The sequence below is a fragment of the Microcystis sp. M113S1 genome (genome assembly GCF_020246945.1).
Lineage (GTDB): Bacteria > Cyanobacteriota > Cyanobacteriia > Cyanobacteriales > Microcystaceae > Microcystis.
Map to the genome: position 1 here is coordinate 1 of NZ_JADBSA010000124.1, position 10,548 is coordinate 10,548.

The following is a 10,548-nucleotide window of genomic DNA, read 5'->3' on the forward strand; positions in this document are numbered from 1 at the left end:
AAAGATTTTTCAGTCAAAGACTAGGGTTGTCCTTGGTACGCTGGCAAGGGGAGTATAAGGGAGTCGAGGCAGTGTGGTTGCGTTGGGCGACTTTTGCTGGCGATTTACTGCCCACGGAGTCAGAGCTAACCGAACAGGAAAAAATGCGGGCCCAACAGGAAAGAATGCGGGCTGAGGATTTAGAAGCATTGCTTCAACGCTATCGAGAGCGTTTTGGAGATTTGCCCGAATAAATCCATGATATTGATTGGCTAGTAACCAATAGTCCCGTTGAATTATTAAGGATTGAGAAGATTGTCTATAATCACGATCCAGAAAGCTAATAGGATAGGGATATGAAGCATAGACAACAAATAACGCTAGAAAACTCTTGTTTGCTTTCTGGGAGGAAGCTGGTTAAAATTTTCTTTACAAGAAGTTGATCATCGGGTAAGATGTAGCCTATATGCCCATTGAATCCGGTCTTGAACTGGTTGGTTAATTGAATTGCCCATTATGAGTGACACGCTGCCGTAGCAATATTTTGATAAAGGATGCCAGTTCCGAGTTGGCTTTGACGATAAAACATGACAGTAAATATTAGTAGTATAAAGGTTGACAATGTTGAAAAAATTCCTTAACCGTATGCAAACCGAACAGGGAAGAAAAAATATTAAATTTGCCCTAGCCAGAACAATATTCAATCCCCTCTTAAGAAATATGGGCTACACCCTAATTACTGACCATTTTTATCAGCCGATACCCAACCGTCAGGAAATTATGACCTATGCGGGTAAAGAAAGGCCTCTTAGCTCAATTGAATGGCATCTAGACAAGCAGACTGAACTGGTTAAGTATTTACTAGAAAAATATGCTTTAGAATTTAACAATAAAGAAATTTTTTCAGCATTTGGTTATTCCGAAGATAGTTCTGGTCTAATTAGTGGTGATGCAGAAGTCCTCTATGCTATGGTCAGAGAAAAGAAACCGTCTCAGGTAATTGAAATTGGCTCAGGTGGTAGCACTAAAATTATCGCCGCAGCTTTAAGAATGAATTTTATAGAAAATCACCAAAAATCACAACTGATCTCGATCGAACCTTATCCTCAAGATTTTTTAAAAGACTTTGCTAATGTTAGTAAAGATTTTCTAGAATTTAGTTTGCTTACCCAGAAAGTAGAAGCCGTAGATTTGTCTGTTTTTGAATCCCTGCAAACCAATGATATTCTGTTCGTTGATTCTAGTCATGTGTTTAAGTCTGGTAGTGATGTGGAGTTTGAATTTCTTCAAGTTTATCCCCGTTTACAAACAGGAGTCTTAGTTCATATTCACGATATATTTTTTCCCTATGATTATCCCATCGAATGGAATCTAAAAGAATCGAGATACTGGAATGAGCAATACTTTCTAGAAACTTTTCTACAGTTTAATAAAAAATTTGAAGTTTTGGCATCATTGTCTATGGTATCTGATTATAAAAATTCTGTGTTTCTGGACAACATTAATGCTTATAATGAAGATCGATTACCCGGTTCTTTCTGGATGATTGCTTGAAGATTACTCGCCTGAATCGGGTCTTGAACTGGTTGGTTAATTAAATTGCCTGTAATTAGTCACAGTAGGAAGCAGGGATTATTGAGAATAAAGTAACCCTTAAGCCCTAGATGGATAGTACAAAGTCTGTTAAAACTAATTTAAAAGTTCCAGTTGTCACTGTCTATGAAATATGCGAAATAAAACTAAATTGTTAGAAATCTGGCTTATTAGATTTTCCATCTATCTTTTGCCTTTTATTAGCCTGTCATTTAATGAAGCAGGGTTTGGACTTATACAGCCTGCACTTGTTCCGATTCTGATAGTATTTATTCTATCGGTCTTTTGGCGTGGATTTCAGTTCAAACGAGCCTTTGGTGAAAGCAGATATATAAATCTTATTATATTTTTCTTATCATTGACTATCATGTCAACATTCTTAAGTTTCATTACAGATAATTTTTACACTATCACAAAATCTTTAGGAGTTTTAATATCGCTCCTAATTCTCTTTTCTGTTTATTATACTGTATCATGGGTAACAACAAATCCTGCTACTTCAAAAATATTAGCCCAAGACTTTGTGAGGGTATCTGTATTTGTTTGCTTTATGGTTGTTTTACAATTTTTCATAGTTTCCTTTACTGGTAGGGATTATGTAGCTGTTACCCTAGCTTCTATAGCTCGGCTTCTCCCCTATTCAGTGAGGGTTGCCGCAGCAGCTCAGGATTATTCTCTTTCTTTAGGGGAAGGACGCTATTCAGGAGTACTTACTGAACCTGGAGATCTAGGAATTTTTGCTATGCCAGCATTTGCAATTATTTGCCAGATGCTATTTTTAGGATATTTGAAAAAAAACAATAGGATTTTTGCTACTATATCCTTGATTATTATCGTAACTTCTGTTATATTGACTTATTCAACCACAAATATATTTGCACTCTCTTTATTGGTAGCTTATTTTATTTTTATTAATCAAAAATGGCGGATTAGAAAATTTTCAAGACAAAGTTTAATGCAATTATGGTTAACTAAAGTTATTCCTTTTTTGGCAATTACATTCTTTTTCGTGATTGTTGTCTTTGAATATAAAAAAAATATTGATCAATTTAATCCAATTATTGGCTCTAGAATTAATCAATTAGAATTTTTATGGAGTTCTGGAAAAATTACTGATCCTTTTGCTTTAAAAGATAGTGAAATCACAAATATAAGTGTGGGAACTATTTTAAACAGTTATAGTACCGCAATCTATGCTCTACAAAAAAATCCTTTGCTAGGAATTGGATTAGGGAATTTTGCTTATGCTTTTCAGGAGGCTGCGCCTTTAAAAGCAGGCATTTTAGCTCATCTAAACCAACATGACGGCTATTCTATGCTATTCCGACTAATCGTTGAAACTGGGTTAGCAGGACTCATAATCTTTATCTATATCTTTGGCAGTAGAGCAAGTCAAATCAGAGACCTTATAGCTGAAAGCAAACTCACTGCCAATCCTTACCTAAGAAATGTTTATGAGCATTGGGCTAAACTTGGCGTAGCAATCTCTTTAGGTGCTATGGCAGAATTAGCATTTGTAATGCTTAACCGTCCTAGTTACTGGAATATTGTCTTGCCTTTGCTATTTGGGATCTGTTTTAAATCAAACTTTTTTGCTTCCATTAGGGAAAGGGAAGGAATAGACAATAAAACGATTTGACTAGATTGACTTAATTATGGTACAATGTCTAAAGTTATTTTCTAGGATAACCAATGGGAAAAATAAGTGATATTAGTTATGTGATCCCAACATTAAATAGTGCTGCTACACTGGATATGACTCTGCTCTCTTTGCGATCGCAGAAGGATGTAGGGGTTAATATCATCGTAGTCGATAGTGGCTCAACCGATGGTACACTAGACATCTGTAAAAGATGGGATGTAAAAACTCTCTATGCTGAACCAGGAAATATGTATCGAGCAATTAACACTGGGCTACAGGAATGTGATACTGAGTGGTTGGGTTATATTAATTCAGATGACTGGTTATATCCAGATAGTTTAGTGCGACTCATAGCTCAAGGAAATGCCTCAAATGCAGATGTAATTTATGGAAGTTGTGACTATACTGATGGTTATGGTCGTTTCATCTATTCTATGTCCCCGGCTAAACCTGAGCAATTGCTTTCACTGTTCCGAATGGGGATATTTGGCTTCGCTCAACAAGCAGCGATCTTTCGTAATAGAGTTTACCAACAGGTCAAGGGGTTTAAAGAGGATTATTCTTTAAGTTCGGATGCGGATTTTTACCTGAGAGCTTTGTTATCGAATTTAAAATTTTCTCGGTTTTCTGGTGAAAGTATAAGTTGTTTCCGGATTCATGAAAACCAATTGACGAATAAGAAAAGAGAAGCTATGGAAGCTGAAAAACAGCAAATTTATTCACCCATTCAACCTGCTCAATTACAGGACTGGGTTGTATTCACACAGTGGAGATTAAATAACTTACCTCATTACATAATGAGATTTTTAAGACAATCTTTGTTGGCGGGGAAGATGAAGATAACTAGGTCTACAGATATTTATGTAAATTAATATTTTTCGTAAATTAACCAATAGCAAATTACCCAATAAAATTAACTTAATTTTCAGGCAGTTTAAAACACTTATTATGAATAATATTTTTATCAACTTTTGTTCTCGCTTACACCCAGATCATGGGGGTACTTATACTGCTGCATCTATGTTTCGCAAAGCCGTAGAGAGTTATTTTATTGACTTACAAATGCCCGGATACGATAGTCCTAGCGAAGCAGATTATACTGTGTCCGGTTCGATCAACCCTTTCACAGCAATGGTAAAATCAAGTTTTCCTAGCTTTTTCTCGTTTATTCCAGAGAAAGTTAAGGAAAAGACATCAGGACTAATTGCACATGGTGCTTTTTTAGCTCATTTTTCCTATGCCTATCAACTATCACGCCATCTCAGTGTTCCACTTTATTTAGTTCCTCATGGAACAACCGATCCTTATGTGTTCTCTTATGGCAAACTAAAAAAAGGAATTTGGCTGGAAATGATTGGCAAGCCAGCAACACATCAGGCAAAAAAAATCATATTTTCAACGGCATTGGAACGGGATAAATCAATTTTACCTTTTGCTAGAAATAAGGGGAATATTTGTCCTTTTTCTGTTGAGCCACCTCAAGATATTGAGCGAATTTCGTGTCGGAGATGGCTTAGACAGCAATTGGGACTATCTGACGAAGAGAAAATCTTACTTTATTTTGGCAAATATGATAAATTTAAGCATCCTTTAGAAACCTTAAGAAGTTTTGTCAAGGTTAAGCCTAAAAACTGGAATTTTTTAATTATGGGTTATGGTAATGATAAATCATTAAAAGAGAAAATTGCATCTTATTCAAGTCTTTCTAATGTATTTATACATCCACCAGTTTTCGGTCAAGATAAGTGGAAATTTTTGGCAGGTTCAGATTTATTTGTTTTATTTTCACATCGAGAAAATTTCGGTTTTGCTGTGGCCGAGGCTGCTTCAGTAGGTTTACCAGTGTATATTTCGACAGGAGTGGACATTTATCCCTTCTTTGAACATGAACGTGAAAGATTAGTCTTCGATATTAGGACTGAACAGGATATAGAAAAGGCACTATCCACCCTTGACAAAATTAGCGATGATAATTTAGAGTGTCTAGGTCAGTTTTGCAGAGAAATAGCCCTTAAAAATTTCAGTTTACAGCAATTTTCCCAATCCTTGAAAAATATCCTTATCCCTAATGTTTAACTTTATTACTTCAGAATTATGCAACTTACTGCCTCCCTTGTCCTTTACAAAAATGACCCTGACATAGTTAGCCAAGCGGTTAAATCTCTCCTAGAGACTCCGATAACAATTAATCTATCAGTAGTAGATAATTCTCCTGCTGATGAACTCAAAAAAATATTCGATAATTTTCAGGAATACGATATAGATTATTACTTCAATAATGGTAATAACGTTGGTTTTGGTCAAGCACATAACCTAGCTATTACTAGAGCTAAAAATTATGATTATCATTTAGTTATCAATCCAGATGTTTATTTTGATAATAATGTAATCACCGAACTTATTCACTATCTCGATAAGCATCAAGATGTGGGATTGATTACTCCAAAAATATCTTACCCTAACGGGGATATCCAATACCTTTGCAAGCGTCAACCTACGGTTTTGACCTTATTTATTAGACGTTTTATACCAAAAAAAATGCAATTTCTTTTCAAAAAGAGATTGGACTGGTATGAAATGCGAGATATTAGCTATAACCAGATAATGGAAGTGCCGATTATTAGTGGCTGTTTTATGCTATTTAACAGAAAATATTTAGATGAGATTGGCTACTTTGATAAAAATATGTTTATGTATTTTGAAGATTATGATTTGACCCTTAGAATGTCTAAAAAATACAAAACCATACTTTATCCCCATGTAAATATTTATCATCATTGGGCAAGAGGAGCGCACAACTCTACTAAACTGGCTATAGTTTTTGCTCAATCGGCTGTGTATTTTTTTAATAAACATGGGTGGAAATTTTACTAAACTTAATTGAATAATTAATAATGAAAAACGTTTTAGTTACAGGTTCTACTGGTTTCATTGGCAGCCACTTACTGCCAACTTTACACCAACATAATTGGCAAATAACAGCTGCAATTCGCCAGAAATTTGAGTTTCCCGGACCCATCCCAATTAAGGCTATTCAGGTTGGTGAAATTGATGATATGACCGATTGGCAAGAAGCATTGCTAGGCATTGATACCGTTATTCATCTAGCAGGACGATCTCATATCCTTCATGAGACTATATCCAATCCAGAAGCAGCATTTATAAAAGTTAACACTAAGGGGACTATTAACCTAGTTAAGCAGTCGCTAAAAGCAGGAGTTAAGCACTTTATTTTTGTCAGTTCTATTCATGCTATGGCGGCCGAAAGTGATAATATTCTTAACGAAAACTCTCCCTGTCATCCTGATAGTCCTTATGGTGGTAGTAAATTGCAAGCGGAACAAGCTTTAATTAACCTTGCCAAAGATAGTAACATGACTTGGACAATCCTTCGTCCTACTCTAGTTTACGGGCCAGGTAATCGTGCTAATATGGAGCGCTTGATGAAACTAATTAAACGGGGATTACCTTTACCTTTTGGTGCAATAAAAAATCGTCGTAGTTTTGTCTTTGTGGGTAACTTAGTTGCTGCCATTATTACCTGTTTAGATCATCCTAATGCCGCTAATCAGATTTTTTTAATTAGCGATAACCAAGCTGTTTCTACTCCTCAATTAATTCGACTCATTGCTCAACAAATTCAACAACCCTGTCGATTGCTGCCCGTCCCCACTACCTTACTTAGATTCTTAGGTTATCTGGGTGATGTGGTAGAATCCATAACAGGGAAAACTCTCCCTTTTAATACCTATAATATCGATCGCTTGCTTGGTTCTCTTACCGTTGACTCTGGTCATATTCAAAAAACCCTGGATTGGCAACCTCCCTTTACTTTAGAGCAAGGATTAGCCCAAACAATTCAGCCAGAAAATTAGTGATCAGCTTGTCAAAAAGACTTCATAATTCAAGTTCCGCTTTGACAAAATCGGCAGTTTTATAGAGAGAAAACCCCACTTTAGCCGCTATCATCTGCATAGCGCGGTTATCCCTTAAAATTTCCCCTTCAATTCCATCTAATCCTTCCTTTTTGCCAATAGTGACTAAACGCTGTAGTAACTCCGTACCAATTCCTTGACCTTGATAGTCATCCCTAACTAATAGGTCAAATTCTGCCACATTAACGCCGTGTAGTTTATTTAAGCGTCCTATAGCGATAATTTCTCGCTCTTCCGTCTGATCGTTATTAATCTCTACCACTAAGCTCATTACTCGATCGTAGTCGATAAAACAAATGCGCGTAAGACGATCATAAGCGGTTTGGCGATCGAGATTGACAAGGTGAAAATAACGATAATAAATGGTTTCTTCCGAGAGATAATGGTGAAATTGTCGCACTAAAGGCTCATCCGCTGCCCGAATCGGACGAATTAGCACCTTTAAGCCTCTTTTTGTCGTCCAAGGCCCTATATAATGTTCGGGATAGGGACGGATTGCCGGATGAGATAACTTTTCTGGGGGTGTAGTTGGAGGATGAAGAAGGATAGAAGCGGAAAGGGCGATCAATTGCTCTGAATCGGCAAAAAAGGGATTAATATCGATAGTTTTAATGCGAGGTTGTTCACTGACCAAGTGACTAAATTTAACGATTATTTGCTCCAAATTCGCTAAATTAAGCGATTTAAGCCCATTTAGTCCCTGAAAAGCCCGATAAATCTTGGTTTTTTCTAAAAGTCGGCGCGCGAGATTAGTATTTAAAGGAGGTAGAGCGGTGGCGTAATCTTGAAAAATATCGACTAAACGGCCACCAGTACCGAAAATTATCACCGGTCCGCACTGATAATCGTAATTAGAGCCGATAATTAACTCATATCCTCGATCGATCTCTAACATTGGTTGAATACTCACCCCGAGAAAATGCTCCCGACCCACTTGTGCGCTAACATTAGCTTCGATCGCCTGATATGCTTGTGCGACTGCCATAGCGGAAAAAAGCGGCAATTGTACCCCACCCACCGCGCTTTTATGGATAATCGTCTGGGAATGCAGTTTCATCACCAGGGGATAACCGAGAGATTCAGCGAGATTAACTGCTTCTGCGGCACTTTCAGCAATTTCAGTGACAATAACAGGGATTCCATAAGCTTTGAGTATAGCTAAAGACTCTGACTCACTGAGAATTGTTCTATCCCCTGCTTGCTCGATAATCTGGCTAACTAAAACTCGATCGGAGCCATTTTCCTGAGAATTGGCTAAAATTGGCGTTTGATAAAGACCGCGCAGATTTTCCTCATATTTCCAGAGCAAATTAAACACCCGGGCCGCCGAATCGGGATAGCGATAGGTGGGGATACCCTGCTGATTTAATAACGCTACTCCCTCTGCAATGCCCTCCCCTCCCATCAAACTTGCTAAAATGGGTTTTTTAGTCTTTTGAGCAATTGAGGCAATGCTAAGGGCAATTTCTCGCAGATCGGTGTTAAAGCGAGGCGAGAGAATCATCAACACCGCATCGGTATGAGCATCCGCTAAAGCGATCTCTAGGGCGCGAGCGTAGCTATCGGGATCGCTGCTGCGACGCAGATCGATGGGATTTTGTGGGACAATATCCGCCGGAAAAAGAGGCTCTAGTTGCGCGATCGTTGCGGGGGTAAGGGTTGCCAGTTGTCCATCTTCCGCCAGTAAAGCCGAGGCCGCTAAAAGAGCGGGAGCAACACCATTGCTGATTATTGTCAAGCGTTTTCCCCGGGGAAATCGGGGAATTTTCCCTAAAACTTGCGTGATATTCAAGAGATCGGCCATTCTTTGTACTTCCACGATGCCACAGCGAGCAAAGGCAGCGGAGAGAGTTAGTTGATCGCTGGTCAATTTACCAGCATGGGAAAGAGCAGTGGGGTCAAAGTCGGTACTGTGGCGACTAATGGCGATAATTGGTTTATTTAGGGCAACTTCTCGGGCCGAGGAGAGAAAAGAGCGGGCATTATTCAGGGATTCCAGGTAGATAACGATGCTTTTGGTTTGGGGATCGTCTCCCAAATAATAGAGTAATTCGCCCCAATCCACATCTAAAAGGACTCCGAGGGAGATAAAGTGACTAAAACCGACATTTTCGCTTAAACTCCAATCAAGCACGGCGGCAGCGATCGCACCACTTTGACTAATCAGGGCAATTGAACCAGTTTTCGGCAAGATGGGAGAAAAGGTGGCGTTAAGATTTTGGCTTAGATTGCTGATTCCTGAGCTATGAGGACCGATTATGCGTAATTTTTGACCGGCGATCGCTTTAATTTCCCTGAGTAAATTTTCCCCCATCTGGCCGGTTTCCCGAAAACCCGTGGAGAGAATCAGGGCGCATTTAACCTGTTTTTCGACAGATTGGGCGATAATAGCGGGAATTTCGGGAGCGGGGGCGGTGATAATTACCAGATCGATCGCCGCCTGGATATCTGGTAAACTGCCATAGGTGGGAAGATCGAGCCGGTTTTCGGGGTGAGGATTAACTAGATAAAGGCGGTGCTGACCGGGATTATCATGGAGATTATTTAAAAGAGTGCGATCGAGTTGGGGATTTTCGCCATTAAATCCCACCACAGCGATAGTTTTTGGCTCAAAAAAGGCTCTTATGGTTTGATGTTCGCCACCACGAGGAGCTAAGATGGAATTTAACATAAGTGGGTGGAATTAAATATAAGATCAACGTAGGTTGGGTTGAAGCATGAAACCCAACGCCCGCATGGGTTACGAAGTGCGCTAACCCATCCTAAAAGTAATTGTGCCTCCCTACTTAAGTAGGCATTGAGGTATTTAAACCGGTTATTGTTCCAGTGTTCCGGTGTTCCTCGATCGATCTAAACCAATTCTAGCTGTTTAATCAGGCTTCGATCGGTGTAATTAATTTTGTCTAGGTAGGGTTAGCTGAATAAATCTAAAAACCCTATTGGATAAGACTTTTAGAATTTTTTGAAATCCAAAAGTGGCGGACATGGCAGTGATCGGGGGGGAAAATTAGGCACTTTTTCCCTGAAAATTAGCTAATTGACCCCCTGAAAATCGGTAAAACCCCACAACCCCACTACCCCAAACCCTACACCCCACACCCCACACCCTACACCCCACACCCGACGGCATAAATCGAACAAATTAGCCATTTTTTCCATCAATATCTAAATTAAGATGGAAACCTGTTTGATTGGGAGAGAATGCTAACATCGATTAGAATTTTCCCAGTCCGGGCTTTTCAGTCTTCCAACCTTGACTTATCGAAAATTTGGGTTAAAACCCCGTCCTTTTAGGACGGCTTTAAGCTACAATGGAAAGAGCGATAACCAAGCTAAAAACTGAACCTTGACAACAGATAGTAAGGGGTTTCGTTCAGAAAAGACTTCAAATTCGGCCTT

7 protein-coding genes and 1 pseudogene are annotated in these 10,548 nt (G+C 38.8%); 7 read left to right on the plus strand and 1 reads right to left on the minus strand.

Going from position 1 to position 10,548, the window contains the following annotated elements:
- The 7 genes and pseudogenes from IM319_RS06340 to IM319_RS06370 all read left to right on the plus strand — a co-directional run.
- Positions 1-233: pseudogene (locus tag IM319_RS06340) on the plus strand (Uma2 family endonuclease); the annotation flags it as partial.
- Between the two features lie 367 nt (positions 234-600).
- On the plus strand, positions 601-1,533 hold the full coding sequence (locus IM319_RS06345; protein ID WP_287735036.1) for a class I SAM-dependent methyltransferase: 933 nt from the start codon (positions 601-603) through the stop codon (positions 1,531-1,533).
- Between the two features lie 172 nt (positions 1,534-1,705).
- The gene (locus IM319_RS06350) at positions 1,706-3,211 is read left to right on the plus strand and encodes an O-antigen ligase family protein (RefSeq protein WP_287735037.1); all 1,506 of its coding nucleotides are present in this window, start codon (positions 1,706-1,708) and stop codon (positions 3,209-3,211) included.
- Positions 3,212-3,264: 53 nt separating this feature from the next.
- Positions 3,265-4,086: a glycosyltransferase gene (locus tag IM319_RS06355; RefSeq protein ID WP_287735038.1), complete on the plus strand. Its 822-nt coding sequence runs from the start codon at positions 3,265-3,267 to the stop codon at positions 4,084-4,086.
- Positions 4,087-4,162: 76 nt separating this feature from the next.
- On the plus strand, positions 4,163-5,290 hold the full coding sequence (locus IM319_RS06360) for a glycosyltransferase (protein WP_287735039.1): 1,128 nt from the start codon (positions 4,163-4,165) through the stop codon (positions 5,288-5,290).
- Between the two features lie 18 nt (positions 5,291-5,308).
- Positions 5,309-6,088 carry a glycosyltransferase gene (locus tag IM319_RS06365; protein WP_287735040.1) on the plus strand — a complete coding sequence of 260 codons (780 nt, stop codon included), beginning with the start codon at positions 5,309-5,311 and terminating at the stop codon, positions 6,086-6,088.
- 20 nt (positions 6,089-6,108) lie between these two features.
- The gene (locus tag IM319_RS06370) at positions 6,109-7,089 is read left to right on the plus strand and encodes an NAD-dependent epimerase/dehydratase family protein (protein ID WP_287735041.1); all 981 of its coding nucleotides are present in this window, start codon (positions 6,109-6,111) and stop codon (positions 7,087-7,089) included.
- A gap of 22 nt (positions 7,090-7,111) precedes the next feature.
- Here IM319_RS06370 and IM319_RS06375 read toward each other — a convergent pair whose 3' ends face one another.
- Positions 7,112-9,820, minus strand: a complete 2,709-nt coding sequence (locus IM319_RS06375) for a bifunctional acetate--CoA ligase family protein/GNAT family N-acetyltransferase (protein WP_287735042.1) — start codon at positions 9,818-9,820, stop codon at positions 7,112-7,114.
- Positions 9,821-10,548 lie beyond the last annotated feature (728 nt).

Bases quoted from the DNA above. Each gene is read 5' to 3' on its own strand.
- IM319_RS06345 (WP_287735036.1), top strand. From the start codon at position 601: ATGTTGAAAAAATTCCTTAACCGTATGCAAACCGAACAGGGAAGAAAA.
- IM319_RS06350 (WP_287735037.1), top strand. From the start codon at position 1,706: ATGCGAAATAAAACTAAATTGTTAGAAATCTGGCTTATTAGATTTTCC.
- IM319_RS06355 (WP_287735038.1), top strand. From the start codon at position 3,265: ATGGGAAAAATAAGTGATATTAGTTATGTGATCCCAACATTAAATAGT.
- IM319_RS06360 (WP_287735039.1), top strand. From the start codon at position 4,163: ATGAATAATATTTTTATCAACTTTTGTTCTCGCTTACACCCAGATCAT.
- IM319_RS06365 (WP_287735040.1), top strand. From the start codon at position 5,309: ATGCAACTTACTGCCTCCCTTGTCCTTTACAAAAATGACCCTGACATA.
- IM319_RS06370 (WP_287735041.1), top strand. From the start codon at position 6,109: ATGAAAAACGTTTTAGTTACAGGTTCTACTGGTTTCATTGGCAGCCAC.
- IM319_RS06375 (WP_287735042.1), bottom strand. From the start codon at position 9,820: ATGTTAAATTCCATCTTAGCTCCTCGTGGTGGCGAACATCAAACCATA.